Below are 23,347 nucleotides of genomic sequence, written 5' to 3'. Positions count from 1 at the left end.
GGAAGATTGGAATAAACATAATGTTCCATACCTCAAGAAAACAAATGAAAGATAACACTCTATCTAAGCGGGGGGGGAATGGCCTAATTTCGAATTGACATCGAGCCTCCGCGGGCATGATGTCACGCCAGGAAGCCAGGCGTCTAACAACACCTGGCTTGCCCTCCAGGCTATCATGCCCGCCCCTCAATGTAAATTCGAAATAATTGTAGTTCACTATACTCATTCTTTTTTTACAAGCGAAAACATTGTTGACACTTTTACACAATTAAATGGACTTGACTGCCTACGTCCACTTTCAGCAACAAAAATTAGAGAAAAGTAGAAGTAGAAAGGGTCTACGTCTACTTTCAGCAACAAAAATTAGAGAAAAATAGAAGTAGAAGGGGTCTACGTCTACTTTCAACAACAAAAATTAGAGATAAATAGAAGTAGAAATGATCTACGTCTACTTTCAGCAACAAAAATTAGAGAAAAATAGAAGTAGAAGGAGTCTACGTCTACTTTCAACAACAAAAATTAAAGAAAAATAGAAGTAGAAAGGGTCTACGTCTACTTTCAGCAACGAAAATTAGAGAAAAAGTAGAAGTAGACTTTTTATAGACTAAGTAAATAGCAAACAGACCACTGAAGGAGCCTGTAGTAATGAAATTCTAGCCTACCCAGGTCACCTCCGACCAAATTAAATTAACGCCTGAACATGTCCCGTAGAACCAAAACTTTCCACACCATCTGTAACCATTACCCCGGTAGAATCGTCATAATAATAAAGACCTATTTAGGGGTGTGAAAATCATGAGGCAATTAGACCACATTGCTTTTAAGCAAGAAAGAGCCCAGCAAATTTACCGGGAACAGCTTAATAAGAAGAACATGGCGCAAAAAGAAAAACGGGACGTCATCTTATTTGTTATTTGCATTGGTTTGGGAAGCGTGGCTTTAGCGCTGTATGAGGTTTTATTCCATTAAAAAAGCCCTGCCTACAAAAATAGACAAGGGCTCATCAAACTAGTTATCCTACAATTTCCTGAACTCTATTCATAACCGCTGTTTGAATGGAAGACAATTTCATCTGGCTATCCTCTAAAGACGCACCTTTCACCGCAAAGTAGAACTTTGCCTTTGGCTCCGTGCCTGAAGGACGTAAGCAGAACCAAGACCCATCTGCTAAGTGGTACTTCAACACGTTCGAACGAGGGAGGTCAATCTGGCTTTCTGCACCATCAGCCACTCGGATAGAAGTAGCATAATCCTCAATCGCCGCAACTTCAATTCCAGCCACTTCACTCATTCTTTCCGCTCTAAATGTCTCCATTAAGCTAGCAATCTGTTCAGCCCCATTTTTTCCTTTTAACGTAATGGACTGAAGTGATTCCTGATAGAAACCGTATTTTTCAAAAATCGCCAGCAAACCTTCGAACATGGTCATGCCTTTAGATTTATAATAAGCTGCTACCTCTGCTGCAAAAATGGCTGATTGAACGGCATCCTTATCACGAACGAAATCGCCGATCAAATAGCCATAGCTTTCTTCGTAACCGAATAGGAAGGTATGCTCGCCGGTTTGCTCGAATTCATTGATTTTTTCACCGATGAATTTAAAGCCAGTCAGTGTATCCATCGCTTGAATACCGTAATGCTCGGCAATCGCACGACCGATTTCAGAAGTAACGATTGTTTTAATCACGACGCCATTTGCAGGCAATGTTCCTTGCGATTGTTTTTGCGATAACAAATACTCAAGCATAAGGGCACCCAACTGGTTACCGGTTAGGACCGTATATTCACCGGCACTATTTTTCACAGCTACACCTAAACGGTCTGCATCCGGATCTGTTGCCATCAATACGTCCGCACCGATTTCGTCGCCTACCTTAATCGCTAATTCAAAGGCCGCATGCTCCTCCGGATTGGGCGATTTCACGGTTGAGAAGTTGGCATTAGGAAGTTCTTGTTCCGCCACCACGGTTACGTTTTCAAAACCGAATGCCTTCAGACCGGCACGAACGGGCTTGTTCCCCGTACCGTGTAATGGAGTAAAAACAACTTTCAATTCCTTTGCCACACTAGCGACGATTTCAGGGTTCAACTGAAGCGTTTTTAACTGCTCGACATAGGCGTTGTCAATTTCTTCACCCACATATGTTAGTAATCCACTTGCAAGCAATTCTTGCTCCTCGGCCACTTCAACAGCTAACTCGTTTTCAACCAGGTTGACATAGCGGATAATCGTATCGGCTGCTTCAGGAGGAAGTTGCCCGCCGTCTTCGCCGTACACTTTAAAGCCGTTATATTCCGGTGGGTTATGGCTCGCTGTAATGACAGCGCCGGAAAACGCATGTAGGTAACGAACAGCATAGGAAAGGACCGGTGTTGGACGAAGCGCATCAAATACATACGCCTTCACGCCGTGCTTTCCAACTGTTTTTGCTACTTCCAAAGCAAACTCTGGAGATTTGTGACGAGAATCGTAGGCAATGACGATTCCGCGTTGTTTGGCGTCTTCGCCCTGTTCCACGATATATTGAGCAAGACCTTCTGCAGCTCTGCGGATCGTGTAGGTATTTAAACGGTTAGTTCCAGGTCCAAGCTCACCGCGCATCCCGCCTGTACCGAATTCAAGGTGTTTATAAAAGCTATCCTCTAACAGACCTAAGTTATCCTTAATTTCTACTAACTTGTCATTTAGATCTTTTTCTAATTCTGAAAAAGAGAACCATTTATCTGCATGTTGTGTCCAATTCAAAAGCCATCTCTCCTTCTTTTTTTCCTCTTTTAAGAATAAACCCTGTCCGGAATTTGGACAAGGTGTATTTGTGGATTTATCCAATATTATGGAATTTTGCAGTCGAATCTCTCACTAGCAATTTTGTCGGAAGGAGGATTTCCTGAATCGGCTCATCCCTATGGTGAATTCGCCACCAAAGCTGCTCCACCGCTTTTTTACCAAAGTACTTTAAATCAATGTCCATGGTCGTAATTTTTGGCGTGGCAATTTGTGATAACTGGCCGTTATCAAAGTTACAAACCGACACATCCTCAGGAACCTTGTAGCCTTTTTGTTGTAATAAGGAAGTAATCAGGAAACCATGGCCATCGTTCACACAGAACCAGGCACTAGGCTTCGTATCCAGCGCTTCAAAATACTGATTTAATTCCCCTAAATCTTCTTGAGCATTTGTAAAAATGAACTCATGCTTCGGCTCCAACCCGTAATTTCTAAGCGCAAGTAAATACCCATCTAATCGTTCTTGATAGCTCGGTGAAAAATGTACATCACCGACAAAGCCGATCTCTTGATGGCCTAGTTGGATTAAATGTTCAATTGCTGAGAACGCACCGAACCGATTGTTAGTTAAAATTGCATCGGCCTGCAAGCTTGGTTCATGATGGTCAATAAGAACCGTTGGAATGCCGGTATCAATTACTTTTGCGATATAATCTGTACTGATATGAGATAAAATCAGGATGCCGTCGATTTGATGGTTAGAGAGCAGGCTTGGTAAAATTAACTTCTCCTTTGATTCACTATTTATCGATTCAATGAACAAATTCATGCCACGGTCTCTGACTTCTTTTTCCACACTTAAGTAAATTTCTCCAAAGAAGCTGACAAGTGAAAAAGCAAAATCGGAAGCAATCAGTGCGATGTTTTTGGGTCCAGTGGTGTGTTCGGGTTGCTTCTGCTTACGGCTGCCTGCATATTGATACCCTAATTCATCGGCTACCTTTTGAACCTGCTGTCTTGTTTCCTCACTTACACCTGGTTTCCCCGAAAGAGCTTGAGACACCGAGTTTTTCGATATGTTTAGCCGATCGGCTATATCTTGCATCGATACCTTTCTTTCCATAAAACATTCTCCCTTTATATAGTAACTTTACGTTATCTTTAATTTGTCATTTGTTGTAACTTTATTGTAACGTTACAACATTATTATTGCAATAGAGCTTTACGTAGTGTGTAAGGTAAATTTTGTATTGGATATGTAAATTTTCACGAAATAATGTTTGACATTACAGTTTTACAGTGTAATAATGTTCTTGTAACGTTAATGACAACATTACAATTTAGGTAATTTGCTAGTTTTGTAATGATGAAATCATTTAAAGGGAATGAGGGGTTACGGCAAGACTGACCTTCCATGACAAATGATTACATGTTCATTGTAAATTTTTTTGCAGAACAATGATAGCGTTATCATACTTTATTTTTCATAGATTCGTAATTATGTTTTTAACTTCTTCAAATTAAGACAAGATATTAATAATTGGAGGAATTTAGGATGAAAATAAAAAAAGTAGCATCGATCTTATTTGCAGCATCACTGACTGTTTCCGGCCTTGCTGGCTGTTCAACAGGCAACAAGGACTCAAAAACAGCAGGATCAAAAGATGGAGTAACAACGATTGAATTCTGGGCCGCTCCAAACCCAACGCAGCAAGTATATTGGAAGGAAGTAGCGGAAGAATTCACAAAAGAAAATCCTAAAATCAAAGTGAATGTTAGTCCGATGAAGGAAAGCCCAACATCAGAGGCAAGCATCCAATCAGCGATCGCTGGTGGAAGCGCTCCAACATTATCTGAAAACATTAACCGTGGGTTCGCGGCGCAATTAGCAGATAGTAAAGCGCTTGTCCCACTGGATGAATTAGATGGATGGAAGGAAGTAACTGAAAGCCGTAAGATGGAAAATACAATGAAGGGCTGGGAATTCGCAGACGGCCATCAATATGTATTACCAATCTACTCTAACGCGATGTTATTTGGTTGGAGACTCGATATCTTAAAAGAGCTTGGCTTTAATGAAGCACCAAAAACCTACAGCGAAATGTTAGCTATTGCTAAGAAATTAAAAGAAAAATATCCTGACAAATATGTTTGGGCAAAAGCGGACTTAGCTGACCCAACTGCTTGGAAGAGATGGTTTGACTTCTTCATGCTTTACGATGCAGCATCAAACGGTAACAAGTTTGTGGAAGGAACAAAATTCACTGGCGAAGCAAAAGCAGGCGAACAAGTTCTTTCATTCGTTGATGGTCTTCGTAAAGAGAATGCGTTACTTCCGAAGCAAGCAAAAGATCCATTTGAAAGTGGATTAGGAATCTTCACTGACATTGGTCCTTGGACTATTCCATACTGGGCAGACAAATTCCCAGATATGAAGTTTAACGAAACTTATACATTAGCATTACCGCCAGTTCCAGATGATATGGACCCAGCTAATGCGAAGACGTTCGCTGATACAAAAGGTTTAGTCGTATACGCTTCTGCAACGAAAGAACAACAAAAAGCAGCAATGGAATTTATCAAGTGGGTGTATGCTAGCCCTGACAATGATGTGAAATGGCTTGAAAAGACAAGCTTACCACCTGCTCGTGATGATTTAACATCTAATGATGCGTTCAAAGCGTTCTTTGATAAAAACCCAGCATTACAGCCATATGCAGCCGCTGTTCCAAACGGGATTCCTTCAATGGATAACGCTAAATACAATGATATTCAAACATTAATTGGCCAACAGGCATTCAATCCAGTAGTAAAGGGTGAAAAAGATCCAAAAACTGCATGGAAGGATATGCAGAAGGCTATTGAGGGGGCTCTTAAGTAATGAGCACGAAACAAGGAAGGTTGGGCTGGCTATTTGCCAGTCCTTATCTTTTATACGCCATTGTTTTCTTTCTAATACCGCTGGTGTGGTCATTATTTCTTTCTTTTACTGATTGGAACTTAATTGCGCCTACGTTCAGTTTCGTAGGATTGGAAAATTATACGGAGGCTTTTAAAAGTCCAGGAGTGCAATCGGCCTTCTTCGTATCATTTAAGTTTATGGCAGTGTTTGTCCCATTGGTGATTGCGTCATCGATTATCGTGGCCTTGATCGTTCAAGGATTACCGAAATTCAAAGGGATATTCTTAATTGGCTTTTTCCTCCCTTACTTAGCATCAGGGGTTGTTTCTTCGCTAATTATAAAAGGACTTTTATCGTATAACAGTCCGGTGAATGAATTTTTACGAGGGTCTTTAGGTTTAGATATTGACTGGCTTGGTAGTCCGTTTGCGGCCCTGTTTACGGTTGCAGTCATTATCGCTTGGAAATTCACTGGCTACTATGCGCTTATTTTAACATCAGGCTTTGAAAGCATTGATAAGGAAGTATACGAAGCAGCTAGTATCGATGGAGTGACAGGTTGGCAGCGCTTTTGGAAAATTACCTTCCCGCTTCTTTATCCGGCATTGTTTACTGTTCTAATTTTATCGATCGGTGTGACGTTCGGTATTTTCACAGAGGTGTACCAGTTAACAGGCGGTGGACCAAACTTTGCAACGAATACTTGGCAAATGGAGATTTTCACACGAGCATTCTCTAATCTTCAGGCAGGATATGCTTCTGCGATAGCGATTATTGCTTCTGTTGTCACGTTTATTTCAATTTTTATCATTCGAAAACTTCTAGAAATGTGGGGGAAACGAAATGGATGGAGCTAAGAAAAAGGGAGTATGGTTTCGTTACCTACTTGCGATCGTTCTCTTACTAGTCATGATTTTTCCATACATTTATATGGTGTTGAATTCTTTTGCTGATTGGGATCAAGTTGATAAAAAGCTCATTCCCACACAGTTTAGCTTGAAATCGTATGAGTGGCTTCTTGGCGGAGGAGAAGCGGTCATTCCAAGACCTTGGGTGAGTGCTTTCTTTAACAGTTTTCTTGTGTCGGCCGGGTCGACTTTCTTAATGATGGTTACTGGGGTCATGGTGGCCTATGCATTAGCAAAAATTCCTTTCAAAGGAAGAGACACGATTAACAACGTGATTTTGTTCCAAATGTTTTTCCCGGCCATCATCTTGTTAATCCCAACGTTCTTGGTCATTCAACGAATTGGCATGTATGACTCGTATTGGGGCATGATTTTGCCAAAAGCACTCAGCTTATGGGCGGTGTTTATGTATACGAACTTCTTTAAAGCAATCCCAGATACGTTTATTGAAGCAGCCAAGCTAGATGGGGCGAGCGAGTTGCAGATTATGTTCAAAATCGTGTTACCGATGTCGAAGTCGATTACGACGGTTATTTTCTTGTTCTTGTTCATGGAACGTTGGACAGAGCTTTTATGGGATATGTTAGTGGCGAAGAGCGACAACATGCTGACACTGAACGTGTTGCTTTCACAAATGTTCGGTCCGTACGGCGGCTATCCAGGCCCGATGTATGCAGCATCCGTGTTACTAACGATGCCGATTATTATCATTTTCTTACTGTTTGCGAAAAAATTCCAAGAAGGAATGCAGTTTACACTTAAATAATTGTTTGGACTAGGGTGCTAGTGGCCTGGATTTGTGGCTTTGGCGGAATTCTGGCCCAAGTCGGCGGAATAAACGAAGAAGTTGGCGGAATAAATGTTAAAACTGGCGGAATCCATGAACAAGTTGGCGGAATAAATGCCAAAACTAGCGGAATACCGTACCAAGTTGGCGGAATAAATCCGAAAAACGGCTGAATTCTGTCCAGTTGGCGGAATAGATGCCAAAACTGGCGGAATACCGTACCAAGTTGGCGGAATAAATGCCAAAACTAGCGGAATACCGTACCAAGTTGGCGGAATAGATCACAATACTGGCGGAATCCCGTATTGCAAACGCAAATTCAGTTAAAAAACAATGCAAAGATCAGTCTGAAAGTCTTCAAAGGTGAGGAGTCCAATCAAATGGTGAAATGGTGGCAGCAGTCGACTTTTTATGAAATCTATATGCCGAGCTTTAAGGACGGAAATGGCGATGGGATGGGAGATTTCGCCGGCATCACTTCCAAACTCGACTATTTAAAAGACCTAGGAATTGATGGCCTGTGGCTCACGCCGTTTTATCCATCGCCAAAGGTGGATAACGGCTATGACATTTCGGATTACGTGAGCATCGACCCGGCGTACGGAACGATGGAGGAGTTTGAGTTTTTTATAAAAGAAGCTCATAACCGTGGCATCAAGGTCATCGCCGATTTGGTTCTCAACCATACCTCTTCAGCGCATCAATGGTTTCAGGAATCGAAGTCATCAAAGGACCATCCGAAGCGCAATTGGTACATTTGGCAAGATGAGCCGAACAACTGGGAGTCGTTCTTCGGCGGCACCGCCTGGGAGTACGATGAGGCGACCGAGCAATATTACTACCATGCGTTTGCTAAGGAACAGGTCGACCTCAACTGGGCCAATCCAGAAGTGAAAGCGGCCATGTTCGATGTCATGAAGTTCTGGCTTGAAAAAGGGGTCGATGGCTTCCGTCTCGATGTCATCAACTTTTTAAAAATAAATAATCAGTTCGTGGACAATCCGTATGATGCATCAAAACAGGAACAAGAGCATGTATACGATAAAGACCAAGAAGGAATCTTGAGCATTATCGAGGAGATTGCAGCCTTTGTTCATCAGTATCCTGATAAATTCCTTGTGGGCGAAGTGGGGTCAGAGGACCTCGACATCCTCAAGCAGTATTCTGGTCTTGGAAAATTAGATGTCGTATTTAATTTTAATATTGGAAGTATTGCGGAGTTTAATCCGGAGAGGTTGTATCAGCAGCTCGCGGACACGGAGGCAGCCTACAATGAAACGCAGGTGCCGACGTTGTTCTTCGGCAGCCATGATATGTCGCGCTTTATTTCACGATTTGGCGGCGATGAGGACCGTGCGAAGCTGATTGCAACCTTGAAGCTTACCGCAAGAGGGGTGCCGTTCATCTATTTCGGTGATGAAATTGGGATGCGCGACTGGATCACCGATGACATCGCGAAAATGAAGGATGTTCAAGGAATCATGGGCTATAAGCTGGCATTGGAGGCAGGCAAGTCCCATGAGGAAGCGATTGTCATCGCGAATGACAAATCACGTGACAAATCACGGACACCGATGCAATGGGATGAGAGCGAATACGTCGGCTTTTCTGAGCAGAAACCATGGATTACCGTTCCGAACCATGCGGCACTCATAAATGTAGAAGATCAGCTGCACGCACCGGAATCGATGCTTTCTTTTTATAAAAGCTTGCTGAAGCTGCGCAAGGAACATAGAGCTTTAACCTTGGGAGCCTATGAATCTTTACGGTACGAAGATGGAATGATGACGTTCATCAGAAAAGATGAATCAGAACGAATTCTTGTGGCGCTGAACTTTACGGATGAACCGAAAACACTTGATGGGTCAGCTGGCACTTTGATGCTGTCTAACAAACGAACCACTCTTGATGGAAAAAGAATTTTGGGCAACGAAGCCTTGATTATAAAGGAGGATCTCAAGTAATGACCGTTTTAACAAAAGGGAATGTCAAAACATGTGAACAGCTGGTGGAGGAGTTTGCGAAAACACCTGTGAATCCTAAAAAAATTATCTTTACAGGAGTAGGCGAAAACGATGTGTATAACATTTCGGCGCCGTTTGAGGATGAAGGGGAGCTTGTCATTGCAGGGCGCGTTGAGTCACGTGACAGCGAGCACTCGAATGTGCATTTTTTCGTTGAGCGAGAAGGGCAGTGGGTGCCGCGTGAAGGCGCACCTGTCTTGGAATTACAGGATCCTTTTTTTACAAAAATTGCAGGGGAACTCGTCTTGGGCGGCGTTCAAATTTTCCCGCACCCCATTAATAAAGGGGCCCTCGGCTGGAGAACCGTTTTTTACAAAGGCGCCAACATTGCAAGTCTGAAGGAGTTCGCTAAAGGACCAGACGGCATGAAGGACCTTCGCTTGGTCGAGTTAAAGGACGGAAGCATTGGCGTGTTAACGAGACCTCAAGGGGAAAAGGGCGGCCGTGGAAAAATTGGCTGGACACGCATTGCATCTCTTGACGAGTTAACGATTGAAGTAGTGGAGCAGGCACCTTTATTAGAAGACCAGTTTATTGACGAGCAGTGGGGCGGAGCGAACGAACCGCATCTTCTCGCCAACGGACTTGTCGGTGTGTTAGGACACATTGCTTCTTTTGATGAAGAAGGAAATCGTCACTACTATCCCATGGTGTTTGCCTTAAACCCAGAAACAGGTGACATCTCTGATATCGAGTTAATCGCGACAAGAAGTCATTTTCTTCCTGGACCAGCAAAGCGTCCCGACTTAATTGATGTGGTATTCAGCGGCGGTCTTGTTCGCAAATCTGATGGAACGGCGGATATGTATGCCGGAATCAGCGATGCAGAAGCGCAAAAAATCACGATTATTGATCCGTTTTTACAATACGAAGGTTAAGAGGAGACTATAACAATGAACGTATATAGATATGAACAGAATCCATTAGTAACTCCAGCAGATGTGACACCTCACCGCGAGGATTTCGAAGTCATTGGTGCGTTTAACGCAGGGGTAACGACTTTCAACGATGAAATTATCATGATGCTTCGCGTGGCCGAGCGCCCAATTAGTCACGACCCAAATATTGTGAAGGCGCCGATTTATAATCCACAAACAAACGAGCTTGAAATTATCGAGTTTCGATTAGATGATGCGACGTATGATTTTTCTGATCCTCGTGTGATCCGCAGAAGCGGTGATACCCAAGGCTTTGAGTACTTAACGTCTATCGCATATTTGCGTATTGCCCGCAGCAAGGACGGCGGCCACCATTTTACGATTGATGAGAAGCCGTTTGTGTATCCATCCAATGAGTTAGAAACGTTTGGAATTGAGGACCCAAGGATTACGAAGATTGACGATACGTATTATATCTATTTCAGTGCGGTTTCGCCGGTTGGTGTGGGGGAATCGATGGTGTCCACGAAGGACTTTGTTACGACGGAGCACCACGGGATGATTTTTGCACCGGAAAATAAAGATGTGTTAATTTTTCCTGAAAAAATCAACGGAAAATATTACGCGATTCACCGACCAGTTCCAAAGAGTGTAGGTATGCCGGAGATGTGGATTGCGGAATCTACGAATCTAATACACTGGGGGAACCACAAGCATTTGCTAGGATTGCGTGAAGGTATGTGGGATAGCGCACGCATGGGCGGAGGAGCGGTTCCGTTTAAAACGGAAAAAGGCTGGCTTGAGCTTTATCATGGTGCGACCACTGATCACCGTTATTGCATGGGGGCCGTGTTGCTAGATTTAGAGGATCCGACAAAGGTGATTGCGCGCTCTGATCAGCCGATTCTGGAGCCGGAAGCAGAGTATGAGGTTGAAGGATTCTTTGGAAACGTTGTTTTCTCTTGTGGTGCGGTTGTTGAAGGCGACGTGGTTAAGATGTTCTATGGTGTGGCTGATACGTCTATGGCTTGTGCAGAGTTAAGTGTACAAGAGATCTTAGATTCATTGACCTATATAAAGTAGTTGTTTATAGTGCCAAAATTGTTCACGCGATTTTGGCCTTTCGTTTGTTTTTTACTAGGCTCTGTTAAACTTGTATGTTGAATTCCGCTCCAGGCGCTTCGCTTTCCGTGGGTGTTTCGGCGAGCCTCCTCGGCGCTTGCGCCTGCGGGGTCTCTCCTGAACCATACTCCCACAGGAGTCTTCGCGCCTCCGCTCCAATCAACAATCTTCTTTAACACAGTCTTTTACAAAAAAGCTTACAACAAGGCGGGTGACGTTTCGATGAAACTGAATGACAATTGGAAGATGAAGCATTTTGATGTGGGGGCTGCTCGTGACTTGGAGGTCGCTTCGCCTGAGTATATTGATTATTTTTGGATGACAACGGCCGTACCGGGCGATGTTCATTCTACCTTAATTGAACGGAAATTGATCGACGACCCTTTTTACGGGCACAACGATCTGAAGTGCCAGTGGGTCGAGGAAAAGGTGTGGTGGTACCGGACCACGTTCGAATTTCACGAGGAGATTCAACCAGGCGACCGCTATGAGCTCATTTTCGAAGGGCTCGACACGTTCGCAACAGTGTATCTAAACGGAGTAGAGCTTGGTTCAACCGAGAACATGTTTATTAGTCACACGTTTGAAGTGGCGCGCGAGCTGAAACAGGGGAAAAACACACTGGCAGTTCGCTTCGATCCCGTTCATGTGCATGTCAAAGATAAAGTGCAATATTACTGGTCCGGTTTTAGCAAAAAAAGAATTTGGACGCGAAAAGCCCAAAGTCACTATGGCTGGGATTGGGGGCCAAGGCTTGTGGCCGTAGGGATTTGGAAGGATGTTCGTTTAGAAAAACGGTCTACAGCTAAACTTGACCATGTGTTTGCGAGAACCACATCGGTTGATGCTGACAAAGCTACCATTGAAGTCGATGTGGACATTACCTCGTACACACGGGTAAAAGAATTCGAGGTCCTCATCAGTCTAAACGACGGCGAGGAGCCAATCACCACCACAAAGGTGAAAGTTGACCGAAAAAAAGCTTCGGCTGTCCTGAAAGTGGCTAATCCAAAATTATGGTGGACGCATGATATCGGAACGCCGTACCTGTACCAGTTGAAGGTCGAGTTGTTAGCCGATGGAACGAAAGTCGACGAAAAAGAAGAAGCCATCGGTATCCGAACGATCGAAGTCAGACGAAGAGACGAGAATGGTAAGCCGTGCTTTACCTTCGTTCTAAATGGCGAAAAGATTTTTGCGAAAGGTGCCAACTGGATCCCAATTGATAGTTTCATAGGTGCGGTGCCTGACACCCGCTATAAGCAACTGATTAAGATGTCGAAGGATGCCAACATGAATATGCTCCGCGTGTGGGGCGGCGGCATTTATGAAAAAGAGGTTTTTTATGAAGAGTGTAATCGCCTTGGAATCCTAGTGTGGCAGGACTTCATGTTCTCTTGTGCACTTTATCCAGACTACAACAAAAACTTCATGGCCAATGTTCGTGAAGAAATTATTCATGTCGTTAAACGTCTGCGCAATCACCCGTGCCTAGCGATTTGGTGCGGCAACAACGAAAATGACTGGTTGTATGAAGCATTAAAGTCTTCCGGCGAGATTACGCATCCTTTCTACGGCGAGAAAATCTACCATGAGTTAATGCCGGAATTGCTAGAAGAGCTGGATCCAACCCGGCTGTTTTGGCCGAGCTCCCCGTTTGGCGGGAATGACCATAACTCGAGGGAAGAGGGCGACACACATAACTGGCAGGTGTGGCATGGCAATATTGAGCCGCGAGTTTTCGGGGAACCGCAGCACGTCAATTACAGTATTGAAGGCCTTTCGTTTAAAAATTTCAAAACGGACACGACGCTGTTTGCCAGTGAATTTGGTATGCATGCTTCCTCCAACCGCTACACATTAGAGAGGAATATCCCGAAGGAACAATTTTTCTGGGGAAGCGAAGAAATGGCGTACCGGAACAAAGATATTCACCATCCTAAAGGAATATTGTTAATGGAAGGGTATACTGGTGCTCCGAAGAATCTCGATGAATATATTTCCTATTCGATGCTTACGCAGGCGGAGGGGTTAAGGTTTGGGATTGAGCATTATCGCCGCAACAAACCGCAAACAAGCGGGGCGTTGTTCTGGCAGCTGAACGATTGCTGGCCGGGGACGAGTTGGTCGGTGATTGATTATTATTTATTGCCGAAGGCGTCCTATCATTATGCCCGGAAATTCTTCAGCCCGATTCTTTTGACGCTTGATTTAACGCCAGGGAAAGACATCAAGGTGTGGGTCGTGAATGACAAGTTAGAAGCCTATCAGGATAAAATTGAACTCGCGGTGTACGATTTTAGCGGGGAAAAGGTATTTGCTAAGGAATGGAATGTCAGTGTGGAAGCCAATGCGGCGACACAGATTGCGACCGTCCTTGAACGAGAGGCGCTCGGTGGATTAGAGCCAGAGGAGGCTGTGATCGTTATCCGTTCGAAAAATAATCAAGCCGGCGAGAATATCTATTATTTCCGCGATCAAAAGGATTTGCGATTCGAAGAGGCTGAATTGACGGTTTCAGTCAATCGGGAGACGAACGAGTTGACCGTCACATCGAATTTGCTAGCGCGGATGGTCACGATTGAACTTGACCAAGAGCAACTAGTGATGGAGGATAATTTCTTTGACCTGCTGGCAAATGAGACCCGTGTTATTCGAATTGAGCAGGCGCAGGGAAAAGAAATTCTTTGGGAGACTTTACGAGTAAAAGCGATCAATAGCAAGAAAGGGTGAGCCAAATGAAGGCAGCAGTATTGCAGGGAACAAAGCAGTTGGAAGTGGTAGAGTGGGAGAATCCAAGACCTCTAGCACATGAAGTTGTTGTGAAGGTAAAGAGCTGTGGTATTTGCGGCACGGACCAGCATATCTACCATGGACATCCAGGTTCTGCCGAGGTTCATCCGCCGATTGTCCTTGGTCATGAGTTAGCGGGAGAAGTGGTGGAAGTAGGTTCGGAGGTTACGAGTTTGCAAGCAGGCGACCGTGTGTCGATTGATCCGAACATTTATTGCGGAACCTGTGAGTACTGCCGCAGCAATCGTGCGCATCTTTGCCAACAACTTCAGGCGGTTGGTGTCACAAGAGATGGTGGCATGGCTGAATATTGTACGGTGCCGAGTGCTAATTGCTATACAATTCCGGATGTGATGACGTTTGAGGAAGCGGCATTGGTGGAGCCGCTAGGCTGTGTGTTGCATGGTTTTAGAAAAATAACCTTGTCACCGCTGAGCAGGGTGTTAATTATCGGCGGCGGTTTTATTGGCCAGTTGTTTTTACAATTGGTGAAGCAACAGCATGTTCAGTCGATTGTTGTCAGTGAGCCGGCTGATAATAAAAGAGAGCGTCTGTATCAGCTTGGAGCGGATGACGTCGTTCAACCGATGGCTACTGCGAAGCTTGAAGCAGATGTCGTGATTGAATGTGTCGGCCGACCAGAAAGCATGGAGCTTGCCGTGAAATCGGCGGCCAAAGGCGGGCAGGTGCTGCTTTTCGGAGTGGCTGCACCAGACACCGTGATTTCTGTGTCGCCGTTTGAGATTTTTTCAAAAGAACTAACAATCAAGGGATCGTTTATTAACCCTTACACACATGAGGAAGCGATTAGGTTGATTGCAAAAAAGGTAGTTGATGTGGGCTCGCTCATCTCGCACCGCTTTACAAAGGAAGAATTGCCAGCGGCAATGGCGGACTACCCAGCCCTTCGCGTGTCAAAAGGGATCATTAACCATTAGCAGTTTAAAGCAGCGGGGGACAGTCCCCTGTTGCTTTAAAGCTCCACCCCTTTAAAGGAGATTAAACTATGTTTCAAATTTTTAAATCGTTTTCTACGGAATTAAAGTTTTATTTGCTGATGAATACCTTTTTTTCCTTTGGAGGAGCCTTGTCGGGGGTCTTTCAAAGCGTGTTTTTGTGGAAACTGGATAAAACGTATTCCCTGCTCGCTTACTATAGCTTGTATTGGTCGTTGGCGATCATTGTTTTTTTCGGGGTGTGTGCCTGGATTGCCAGGAAGACAAGTCCGATGATTACGATGCGGTTAGGATTTGTTTTTTACCTGATTACCTATCTCATTATGTTGATCTTCCATGATACGTTACGAGATCATATCTTTTTGCTAGGAATGTCCAATGGGTTGGCGATGAGCCTTTACTATGTAGGTGTCCATATGGCTGTGTTAGATTTGACTACGAATGATAAGCGCGATCAATTTTTATATGTGCAAGGGATCTTACTGACCATCGGAGGTGTCGTTGCCCCGCTTATTGCCGGTGTGTTGATTTCCCAATTCCAAGGTATGGTTGGTTATTATGTGGTTTTTATTGCGACCTGCGTGTTCTTCTTCATTTCTTTCTTGGTTTCGTTAAAAGTAAAAGGAAGTCCGGTGACGACAAAGAGTCATTTCTGGGATGTGATCAAGCGACCGTCACCGGAATGGATGAAGATGTACAAGGTCATGTTTGCCGATGGCATTGTGTCCGGTGTTTACTCTACTTTTTTGATTACGATGATTACCTTCAAGGTTGCCGGGGGAGAGCTGAGCTTAGGGGTGTATAATACGGCGGCAGAGATTGTCGCAATTGTCGCGTTCTATGTGCTCGCTAAGTTCTCGAATCCGAAATACCGGTTGGCGATTTTTGCAATAGGCTCGATTAGTGTATTTTTTAGCTCTGTCTTATTATCCGCATTGCCTGTGCTTTTTTCGTTGGTGGTCTTTGGAATTATATCTCCTGTAGCGATGAATATGATTACTACTTCGATGAATGCCATGATTTATGAATCGATTGAAAAGGATCCGCTGTATAAGGAACGGCGTTTGGACTATATTATCATTCGCGAAATTCCACTTGGTGTGGGACGAATTATCGGGGTGTTCCTGTTTTTAGCGATGAGGAAATACTTTGATTTTGAGCAGCTTTTACCCGTATCGTTTAGCGTTTTTCCAATTGTTTATGTCATAATGATTCCAGCGCTATACTTTATTTGGAAAAGACCGAAAAAGGAAGCTGTGCTTGGACCAAATGAATGCTAGGATAAATTTTTTAAATGGGGGAATTACTGTATGCTAGGTGCCATTGAAGCAGGCGGAACAAAATTTGTTTGTGCGGTGGGGGATGAAAAGGGAACGATTGTGGAACGAATTCAAATCCCGACCACTGTACCTGAGGAAACGATGCCACAGGTCATTGCCTTTTTTGAAAAATATGATATCGAAGCAATCGGGATTGGATCGTTCGGACCGATTGATGTGAATGTGGAGAGTCCTACCTACGGGTATATTACGTCTACGCCGAAACCGGGATGGAAGGATTATCCTTTCGTGCAGACAATGAAGGAAGCGTTCGGTGTGCCGATTGGCTTTAATACGGATGTGAACGCGGCGGCGTTAGGCGAGGCTTCGTTTGGTGCGGCGAAAGGGTTGGACAGCTGTTTGTATATTACGGTTGGCACCGGGATTGGTGCAGGCGCGATTGTGCAGGGGCAGCTTTTGCAAGGGTGGTCTCATCCGGAAATGGGTCATATTCTGTTACGACGTCATCCGAATGATGGATTTGAAGGGAAGTGCCCATATCATGGTGATTGTTTGGAAGGTTTGGCGGCCGGTCCTGCGATTGAAGCGCGCTGGGGAGAAAAAGGTGTGAATTTGGTGGATCGTCCAGAGGTTTGGGACCTGGAGGGCTACTATTTAGCTCAAGCTCTCATGCAGTATATTCTGATCCTTTCCCCGAAAAAAATCATCCTCGGCGGGGGAGTGAGCCACCAGGAAGCCGTCTTTGCAGCCATCTATAAGTACCTGCCCGAACTGTTGAACGATTACGTCTCATTACCAGAACTATCCGACTACATCGTGCGCCCGGGATTAGGTGACGATGCTGGGATTACAGGAGCATTGATGCTTGCAGATAGAGCGAAATAATAAAAGAGGGGACAGTCCCCCAGCGCTTTAACGCAGCGGGGGACTGTCCCTTCTCTTGTCGTTTAAAACTCGTATACGGCTTTAGGATTCAGACAGTGCGTGAGAAAGGTTCCTTTCCAAGGCTTCTTTAACTTCTCGATTTTTTGGCAATAGTCGCTTACTACTTCTTTCTGCCCATCGAAATCTCGCGCTTCCTGGCTGTAATAAATGATCTCACCATTGAATTGGAATTCCGTAATTTCCCCAGGCTTGTCATCTGTGTTGAAGCGAATAAAGCGAAGAAGGTCGGGTTTTCCATCTTCTACGTTTTTCTTAAACTCGTTAATCCTTGCCCGTTGTTTCGCTTTAATTTGTCCTTGTAGGATGTCTCCATTTTCAAGCGCTTCCTTTATTGTATAATCCTCCGGAACCTGATTGGTTTTCTTTTCACCAAAGTTTTTCACCTGCGTTTTAATGCTTACACTTTTGTCTGCCGTGACCATTTTGTAACCAAACACGCCGACCACGAATAGTATCGCCATAAAAATAAAACCCAATTTTTTCATTCCAACCCCTCGTTCCTTGTAATTTATTGCATTTACCTTTTAGACGAGGCTATCGTGGGATGGTTTCATTGTGGGGACAGTCCCCCGTCGCTTTAGCGCGGTGGGGGACTGTCCCCACCACGAATAACAGGAAGAGAAACATGGTAACTATATAGGTCCAGTCTGTTGTATGGTCAACAATCTTGAAGTTACTAAAATTGCCAATCTGGCTTTTGAACAGGGACACGGTGTTCCAGCCCCAGTGACAGCCAATGGTGAACCATAGGGACTTTGTTATGGCGAAGGGAATGGCATAGGTTAGTCCCATAAGAAACAGCATAATCCATTGGGTGTAGCTGTCCCCAATCCGCCAAATGTGATTGAGGACGTAAATGACTGACGAGACGACGACTAATGTAGGAAGTGACCAATTTTTCGGGAGGTACTTGAACACGTACCCACGGGTTAAGATATCTTCGCTGGCCGAGGAAAGGAATGTAAGCAAGATGATTCCCACAAAGGGCAGGATGATTTGTTGGAGAGAAAAGGTACCTTCAAATTCAATTTTTCCTGTCCAGACCGAGACAACAAAGCTTCCGCCGTAAAATAAGACTCCTAGAAAATAACCAGTCCATAGATTCATAGATGCCTGTTTGTGTTTGTGCAGCCCAAAAGTGGAAAGTCCCTTTTCGCCACGGACTTTTGCCACGATGTGCGCGGTGATGAAGAATAAGATAAAGGAAGCAAAGAGTAAAATTGGGTTGCTACCGACCAACTCGGATGTATGGTAGACAGCAAACAGGATAAGGAAACCCAGTATATTTTTAAGAATCATCATTCATACCCACTTTTTCATATGTAGTGCTCCTTGTAGGGAGTCTATTAGATTTTAACATAATTTACCTCTTTTCAATGTGGGATTTTGAAAGATTGTGTTGGGGGATGGAGGAAGAGGTGGTGTTTCGAATGGATCTACGTTTACTTTTCCTAGAATGATAGAAAGAAAGTCGAAGTAAAAGGCAGCTACGTCTACTTTTCCCTAAAAAGAAGGAGAAAAAGTCGAAGTAGAACACAGCTACGTCTACTTTTCCCTAAAAAGAAGGAGAGAAAGTCGAAGTAGAACACAGCTACGTCTACTTTTGATTAAAAAGAAGGAGAGATAGTCGAAGTAGAAGGCAGCTACGTCTACTTTTTACTAAAAAGAAGGAGAGAAAGTCGAAGTAGAGCACAGCTACGTCTACTTTTTCCTAAAAAGTAGGAGAGAAAGTCGAAGTAGAAGGCAGCTACGTCTACTTTTTACTAAAAAGAAGGAGAGAAAGTCGAAGTAGAAGGCAGCTAAATCTACTTTTCCCTAAAAAGAAGGAGAGAAAGTCGAAGTAGAAGGGAGCTACATCTATTTTTTCCTAAAAAGAAGGAGAAAAAGTTGAAGTAGCAGGGAGCTACGTCTACTTTTCCCTAAAAAGAAGGAGAGAAAGTCGAAGTAGATGCATAAACATTGTTGTAACCAGCACAAATTAGGGGACAGTCCCCCACCGCTTTAACGCAGCGGGGGACTGTCCCCATCTCGTTATTATAAATCAAGCTGTGCTCTCAAGATGCTTTGCACGCGCTGTTTTTCTTCTGGTGAAACTAAACCATAGTAGATGTCGTTAATCTTTGTGCCTTCTTCTTTTAACTCCATTTGTTGAATCGTTGTATCCTTCACGTCATAGCCCTTTTGGATCGCAGCAATCTGATCGAAGGTTAGGTTGGTTTTCACATTTTTCCCGAGTACGTCAAAGATACCTGCAAAGTTTTTTAAGCTGGATAAGCTCGCACCCTCGTCAATCACGCCCTGAATAATTTCGCGCTGTCTCATTTGACGGCCAAAATCACCTCTAGGGTCTTCATGCCTCATTCGTGTATAGCTCAGCGCCTTTTCGCCGTTTAGCTTTAATTTCCCTTCCGCAAAATGGAAGCCATCCTGCGTGAAGTCTAAATCATTGTTTACCGTCACACCGCCAACCGCGTCCACCATATCCTTAAAGCCTTCCATATTCACTTGGATATAGTAATCAATCGGAATATCAAGGAAATCCTCAACCGTATTCATCGCCATTGGGACGCCGCCGAAAGCGTAGGCATGGTTAATCTTATCCTCTTTTCCTTTTCCAATAATCTCCGTACGCGTATCACGCGGGATGCTCAGCATTTTTACCGTATGATTCTTTGGGTTAACCGTCAACACAATCATCGTATCCGAGCGGCCTTTATCTCCTTCGCGCTCGTCTACACCCAACATTAAAACGGAAAAAGGATCCTTTTCCGCCACCGCCACAGGCTCCTTGCGCTTATCAGAAGTTCGATCAACTGCTTGATGCATTGAATCAACTGCGTTATTAAAAGATTTATATACAGAGTAAGCGTACACGCCTCCACCAATTCCCATAGCTAGAAGGATGGTGCCTGTAACTTTTACCCATTTTCTTAGTTTTCTTTTCTTTTTTCGAGCTCTCATAAACACAGAACCTCCTAAAAACTTACAAATAAGTTACAATCTTTATCTATGGTAACAAAAAATTAGATTAAGAGGTATGTAAAAAATATGGAAATGATAGAGTGGAGGCATCAAGGACTATGACTTGATATTCAAACTTCTGCCATTTTCTTGCTATAATGACAGATAGATATAGTGAAAATTGGAGAGGGGCTCCCCATCTTATGAAAATCAAAGTCATAATTGCGGATGATAACTCATTTATTCGAGAAGGGTTAAAAATCATTCTATCTACCTATGCAGAATTTGACGTGCTGGACACCGTGAGTGATGGAAAAGAAGCGGTGGACTACTGCCAAATGCATGAGGTGGATATTGCTTTATTAGATGTTAGAATGCCACATATGAACGGGGTTGAAGCCACGAAGCTTTTGACCGAAAAGACGAAGACAAAGCCCATCATCTTGACCACCTTTGATGACGATGAATACATAATGGATGCCATCAAGAATGGAGCCAAGGGCTATTTATTGAAAAATAATGACCCGGAACAAATTCGCGATGCCATTAAGAGTGTGTATAAAGGAAACAGCATTATTCAAGACGTGATTTTAGAGAAGCTCAAATTGAACCTCGGCGGTGGCACGAAACCTTCTTACAACAAGCTCGACCTCTCCCTTTTTACCGAAAGAGAGCGGGACATCATGTCTTTGATTGCCAAAGGGTATTCCAATAAGGCAATTTCCAAGGAATTGTTTATTTCTGAAGGGACGGTCGCTAATTACATTACCTCGATCTTAAATAAAACCGGACTCGAGCACCGGACCCAAATCGCCATTTACTATCTGACGGGGAAAGTAGATTAAATGGAGCTTTGGATGATTTTTACGAAGCTAATCTTACTATTGTTTATCGCGTTTACCTGTATTCGAGCAGAGGTCAGTCACATCTCATGGGTGGTACTTACTTTCCTGCTTTATTTTTGTCTTACAATCACGATGTATATATTTAAAAATCACACCCTCAAACGGGTGCTGCTACTACTCTCAATCGCTCTTACGGGCTTAGCTTATTTTTTTGTTCTGCCCATTTTTTGCTTGGTTTTACCACTATCGCTCATCGAACTGGCCGCCGAATTTGTGCATAATCGACTGACACTATTGATTCTATCCTTGATTCCCATTCTGTATGTGGGGGCACAGCTTCAGCCCCTTTACGGGTTGGCTGCCACTCTTAGCTTTTTGATTTTTATCATGGCCCACATCTATCACGATAAACTGGCAAAAAATGAAGACCAAATCGATACGATGAGAAAAACGCTCCACAAATTAACGAAAAATATTAATGAAAATACAGAGTACATACGACAGTCGGAATACACCTTTAAATTAGAGGAACGCAACCGCATTTCACAAGAGATTCACGATAAAATCGGTCACTCGATGACGGGGGCTCTTTTTCAAATGGAAGCAGCCAAACGCCTCATGGAGACTGATCGGCCAAAAGCAACGGAGCTCCTTCAAAACGCGATCAACATCTCGAAGGATGGGATTGAAAAAATCCGACTGACGTTAAAAAATTTAAAGCCGCCGACGGAGCAAGTAGGGATTAACCGGATGAAGCTCTTGCTCGATGATTTCAATTCTAAACAATCGATCAAGACGGTCCTTACCTATGAAGGAAACTTAGAACACATCACACCGATTCAATGGAAAATTATAAATGAGAATGTCACCGAGTCATTAACGAATGCCATGAAATATTCCTCGGCCACGCTTGTTTCAATCGATGTGAAAGTATTGAACAAAATCATAAGAGTAGAAGTGAAGGATAATGGAGTCGGAACAGAAACAATCAAGAAAGGGTTGGGAATCATCGGAATGGAAGAGCGGACGGCTTCATTGAACGGCACAATTATAGTGGACAGCAGCCACGGATTTTCCGTCACTACCCTGTTGCCAATTGCATCAACATGAAGTTTTTCGCTCATAACCATCTTGCCCATCCAGTCACCATGAACATCTCACGCACACAACATGAAGATTCTCATGTAAAAAGAATGAACGATTGCACTTATGCAAGTTCATTCTTTTTTTTATACTTGAACTATACAAACCGAGTAGGGGTGAAAGAATGAACGTGTTAGAAATTAAGAACTTAACAAAAAAATTTAGTGATTTTATCGCTGTCGATCATATGAGCTTATCCGTCGCGGAGGGAGAAATCTTTGGGTTCCTTGGAGCCAATGGCGCCGGGAAGAGTACGACCATTAATATGATTGCGGGCCTGTTGCGCAGCAATGAGGGAACAATCGCGATTCTTGGCAAGGATAGTGTCAAACACAGTCGTTTTGTCAAAATGAATATTGGGATGGTTCCGCAGGACCTCGCCATTTATGAGGACATGACGGCCTATGAAAATGTGAAATTCTTTGCCGGCTTGTACGGCTTACGCGGGGCGGAATTAAAGGAACGAGTGGAGGAAGCGCTTGAATTTGTCGGCCTTCAGGATAAGCATAAGAGCTATCCGAAAAGTTTTTCCGGAGGGATGAAACGACGGTTAAATATCGCATGTGCCATTGCTCATCGACCAAAGTTGATTATCATGGATGAGCCAACGGTGGGCATCGATCCGCAGTCGCGAAATTACATCCTCAATTCGGTTCGCAAGCTAAACGAAATGGGCTGTACGATTATTTACACGAGCCACTACATGGAAGAAGTGGAGGAAATCTGCACACAGATTGCCATCATCGATCATGGGAAAATCATTGCTGAAGGCACGAAGGAGCAGCTGAAATCAATCATCACCAATACAAAGGACTTGTGGGTGGAGGTCAAATCCTCGGAAAACGTGGACGTCGGGGCCATTAAAGAAATTAGTGGAGTTGAAGCCGTTTCTGTCGATGAAAATGTCATAAAGATCAACTCGGATACTGGAGTGAACAACTTAAATAAAATCATAGAGCATTTCATGAGCAATCATATCGAAATCCGTTCGTTAGAAGAAAAAGCACCAAACCTAGAGACCGTATTTTTAACCTTAACCGGCAGGAATTTAAGGGACCAATAAGGAGAGGAGGGG

The 23,347-nt window shown here is 43.8% G+C and carries 20 protein-coding genes; 15 read left to right on the top strand and 5 right to left on the bottom strand.

The features are described from left to right. Positions 1 to 795 precede the first annotated feature (795 nt). Positions 796 to 969 carry a hypothetical protein gene (locus tag AC3A54_RS16635; protein WP_487655304.1) on the top strand — a complete coding sequence of 58 codons (174 nt, stop codon included), beginning with the start codon at positions 796 to 798 and terminating at the stop codon, positions 967 to 969. Positions 970 to 1,012: 43 nt separating this feature from the next. Here the strand turns inward: AC3A54_RS16635 and AC3A54_RS16630 are convergent, their stop codons facing one another. Both AC3A54_RS16630 and AC3A54_RS16625 read right to left on the bottom strand, forming a co-directional pair. Continuing rightward, complete coding sequence (locus AC3A54_RS16630; protein ID WP_487655303.1) at positions 1,013 to 2,746, bottom strand: phospho-sugar mutase; 1,734 nt, start codon at positions 2,744 to 2,746, stop codon at positions 1,013 to 1,015. A gap of 76 nt (positions 2,747 to 2,822) precedes the next feature. Continuing rightward, the gene (locus AC3A54_RS16625) at positions 2,823 to 3,851 is read right to left on the bottom strand and encodes a LacI family DNA-binding transcriptional regulator (RefSeq protein ID WP_487655302.1); all 1,029 of its coding nucleotides are present in this window, start codon (positions 3,849 to 3,851) and stop codon (positions 2,823 to 2,825) included. Between the two features lie 432 nt (positions 3,852 to 4,283). Between AC3A54_RS16625 and AC3A54_RS16620 the strand changes: the two genes are divergently transcribed. From AC3A54_RS16620 to AC3A54_RS16570, 11 genes are all read left to right on the top strand, one after another. Next, positions 4,284 to 5,609, top strand: coding sequence for an extracellular solute-binding protein (locus AC3A54_RS16620; protein ID WP_487655301.1), 1,326 nt, complete (start codon positions 4,284 to 4,286; stop codon positions 5,607 to 5,609). Beyond that, a complete protein-coding gene (locus AC3A54_RS16615) occupies positions 5,609 to 6,487 on the top strand; it encodes a carbohydrate ABC transporter permease (RefSeq protein ID WP_335548440.1) in 879 nt (292 codons plus the stop codon). Before AC3A54_RS16620 ends, AC3A54_RS16615 begins: the two co-directional genes overlap by 1 nt. Beyond that, the gene (locus AC3A54_RS16610; protein ID WP_335548441.1) at positions 6,474 to 7,304 is read left to right on the top strand and encodes a carbohydrate ABC transporter permease; all 831 of its coding nucleotides are present in this window, start codon (positions 6,474 to 6,476) and stop codon (positions 7,302 to 7,304) included. The genes AC3A54_RS16615 and AC3A54_RS16610 overlap by 14 nt, the downstream gene beginning before the upstream one ends. Before the next feature lie 20 nt (positions 7,305 to 7,324). Beyond that, entirely contained in the window at positions 7,325 to 7,498 is a 174-nt protein-coding gene (locus AC3A54_RS16605) for a hypothetical protein (protein ID WP_487655300.1), read from the top strand. A gap of 207 nt (positions 7,499 to 7,705) precedes the next feature. Further along, positions 7,706 to 9,289 (top strand): glycoside hydrolase family 13 protein, encoded by a 1,584-nt coding sequence (locus AC3A54_RS16600; RefSeq protein ID WP_487655299.1) that lies wholly within the window; start codon positions 7,706 to 7,708, stop codon positions 9,287 to 9,289. Beyond that, the gene (locus tag AC3A54_RS16595) at positions 9,289 to 10,227 is read left to right on the top strand and encodes an MTP-1 family protein (RefSeq protein ID WP_335548443.1); all 939 of its coding nucleotides are present in this window, start codon (positions 9,289 to 9,291) and stop codon (positions 10,225 to 10,227) included. The genes AC3A54_RS16600 and AC3A54_RS16595 overlap by 1 nt, the downstream gene beginning before the upstream one ends. A 15-nt stretch (positions 10,228 to 10,242) precedes the next feature. Continuing rightward, positions 10,243 to 11,310, top strand: coding sequence for a BtaManbiosPhlase (locus tag AC3A54_RS16590; protein ID WP_487655298.1), 1,068 nt, complete (start codon positions 10,243 to 10,245; stop codon positions 11,308 to 11,310). A gap of 261 nt (positions 11,311 to 11,571) precedes the next feature. Next, positions 11,572 to 14,082, top strand: coding sequence for a beta-mannosidase (locus AC3A54_RS16585; RefSeq protein ID WP_487655297.1), 2,511 nt, complete (start codon positions 11,572 to 11,574; stop codon positions 14,080 to 14,082). 5 nt (positions 14,083 to 14,087) lie between these two features. Then, positions 14,088 to 15,080 carry a zinc-dependent alcohol dehydrogenase family protein gene (locus AC3A54_RS16580; RefSeq protein ID WP_487655296.1) on the top strand — a complete coding sequence of 331 codons (993 nt, stop codon included), beginning with the start codon at positions 14,088 to 14,090 and terminating at the stop codon, positions 15,078 to 15,080. Between the two features lie 68 nt (positions 15,081 to 15,148). Beyond that, entirely contained in the window at positions 15,149 to 16,378 is a 1,230-nt protein-coding gene (locus tag AC3A54_RS16575) for an MFS transporter (protein ID WP_487655295.1), read from the top strand. Between the two features lie 30 nt (positions 16,379 to 16,408). Next, positions 16,409 to 17,263: an ROK family protein gene (locus tag AC3A54_RS16570; protein ID WP_487655294.1), complete on the top strand. Its 855-nt coding sequence runs from the start codon at positions 16,409 to 16,411 to the stop codon at positions 17,261 to 17,263. Between the two features lie 62 nt (positions 17,264 to 17,325). Here the strand turns inward: AC3A54_RS16570 and AC3A54_RS16565 are convergent, their stop codons facing one another. The 3 genes from AC3A54_RS16565 to AC3A54_RS16555 all read right to left on the bottom strand — a co-directional run bounded on the left by AC3A54_RS16565 (position 17,326) and on the right by AC3A54_RS16555 (position 20,284). After that, positions 17,326 to 17,808, bottom strand: coding sequence for a hypothetical protein (locus AC3A54_RS16565; protein ID WP_487655293.1), 483 nt, complete (start codon positions 17,806 to 17,808; stop codon positions 17,326 to 17,328). 49 nt (positions 17,809 to 17,857) lie between these two features. Beyond that, positions 17,858 to 18,625, bottom strand: a complete 768-nt coding sequence (locus tag AC3A54_RS16560; protein WP_487655292.1) for a CPBP family intramembrane glutamic endopeptidase — start codon at positions 18,623 to 18,625, stop codon at positions 17,858 to 17,860. A gap of 732 nt (positions 18,626 to 19,357) precedes the next feature. Beyond that, positions 19,358 to 20,284 carry an LCP family glycopolymer transferase gene (locus tag AC3A54_RS16555; protein ID WP_487655291.1) on the bottom strand — a complete coding sequence of 309 codons (927 nt, stop codon included), beginning with the start codon at positions 20,282 to 20,284 and terminating at the stop codon, positions 19,358 to 19,360. Positions 20,285 to 20,487: 203 nt separating this feature from the next. On the opposite strand from AC3A54_RS16555, the gene AC3A54_RS16550 reads away from it, so the two are divergent. The 3 genes from AC3A54_RS16550 to AC3A54_RS16540 all read left to right on the top strand — a co-directional run bounded on the left by AC3A54_RS16550 (position 20,488) and on the right by AC3A54_RS16540 (position 23,335). Then, positions 20,488 to 21,129, top strand: a complete 642-nt coding sequence (locus AC3A54_RS16550) for a response regulator (RefSeq protein ID WP_487655290.1) — start codon at positions 20,488 to 20,490, stop codon at positions 21,127 to 21,129. After that, positions 21,130 to 22,239, top strand: a complete 1,110-nt coding sequence (locus tag AC3A54_RS16545) for a sensor histidine kinase (protein ID WP_487655289.1) — start codon at positions 21,130 to 21,132, stop codon at positions 22,237 to 22,239. Between the two features lie 157 nt (positions 22,240 to 22,396). Continuing rightward, on the top strand, positions 22,397 to 23,335 hold the full coding sequence (locus AC3A54_RS16540; protein WP_487655288.1) for an ABC transporter ATP-binding protein: 939 nt from the start codon (positions 22,397 to 22,399) through the stop codon (positions 23,333 to 23,335). Positions 23,336 to 23,347 lie beyond the last annotated feature (12 nt).

Source organism: Neobacillus sp. Soil_C_43 (genome assembly GCF_057656715.1).
This window is presented reverse-complemented; position numbering and strand designations above follow the sequence as displayed.

Excerpts from the sequence above, each read along its gene's own strand:
- AC3A54_RS16595 (WP_335548443.1), top strand. The coding sequence starts at position 9,289 with ATGACCGTTTTAACAAAAGGGAATGTCAAAACATGTGAACAGCTGGTG.
- AC3A54_RS16635 (WP_487655304.1), top strand. The coding sequence starts at position 796 with ATGAGGCAATTAGACCACATTGCTTTTAAGCAAGAAAGAGCCCAGCAA.
- AC3A54_RS16585 (WP_487655297.1), top strand. The coding sequence starts at position 11,572 with ATGAAACTGAATGACAATTGGAAGATGAAGCATTTTGATGTGGGGGCT.
- AC3A54_RS16570 (WP_487655294.1), top strand. The coding sequence starts at position 16,409 with ATGCTAGGTGCCATTGAAGCAGGCGGAACAAAATTTGTTTGTGCGGTG.
- AC3A54_RS16545 (WP_487655289.1), top strand. The coding sequence starts at position 21,130 with ATGGAGCTTTGGATGATTTTTACGAAGCTAATCTTACTATTGTTTATC.
- AC3A54_RS16580 (WP_487655296.1), top strand. The coding sequence starts at position 14,088 with ATGAAGGCAGCAGTATTGCAGGGAACAAAGCAGTTGGAAGTGGTAGAG.
- AC3A54_RS16575 (WP_487655295.1), top strand. The coding sequence starts at position 15,149 with ATGTTTCAAATTTTTAAATCGTTTTCTACGGAATTAAAGTTTTATTTG.
- AC3A54_RS16540 (WP_487655288.1), top strand. The coding sequence starts at position 22,397 with ATGAACGTGTTAGAAATTAAGAACTTAACAAAAAAATTTAGTGATTTT.
- AC3A54_RS16565 (WP_487655293.1), bottom strand. The coding sequence starts at position 17,808 with ATGAAAAAATTGGGTTTTATTTTTATGGCGATACTATTCGTGGTCGGC.
- AC3A54_RS16560 (WP_487655292.1), bottom strand. The coding sequence starts at position 18,625 with ATGATGATTCTTAAAAATATACTGGGTTTCCTTATCCTGTTTGCTGTC.
- AC3A54_RS16615 (WP_335548440.1), top strand. The coding sequence starts at position 5,609 with ATGAGCACGAAACAAGGAAGGTTGGGCTGGCTATTTGCCAGTCCTTAT.
- AC3A54_RS16620 (WP_487655301.1), top strand. The coding sequence starts at position 4,284 with ATGAAAATAAAAAAAGTAGCATCGATCTTATTTGCAGCATCACTGACT.
- AC3A54_RS16590 (WP_487655298.1), top strand. The coding sequence starts at position 10,243 with ATGAACGTATATAGATATGAACAGAATCCATTAGTAACTCCAGCAGAT.
- AC3A54_RS16555 (WP_487655291.1), bottom strand. The coding sequence starts at position 20,284 with ATGAGAGCTCGAAAAAAGAAAAGAAAACTAAGAAAATGGGTAAAAGTT.
- AC3A54_RS16625 (WP_487655302.1), bottom strand. The coding sequence starts at position 3,851 with ATGGAAAGAAAGGTATCGATGCAAGATATAGCCGATCGGCTAAACATA.
- AC3A54_RS16610 (WP_335548441.1), top strand. The coding sequence starts at position 6,474 with ATGGATGGAGCTAAGAAAAAGGGAGTATGGTTTCGTTACCTACTTGCG.
- AC3A54_RS16600 (WP_487655299.1), top strand. The coding sequence starts at position 7,706 with ATGGTGAAATGGTGGCAGCAGTCGACTTTTTATGAAATCTATATGCCG.
- AC3A54_RS16550 (WP_487655290.1), top strand. The coding sequence starts at position 20,488 with ATGAAAATCAAAGTCATAATTGCGGATGATAACTCATTTATTCGAGAA.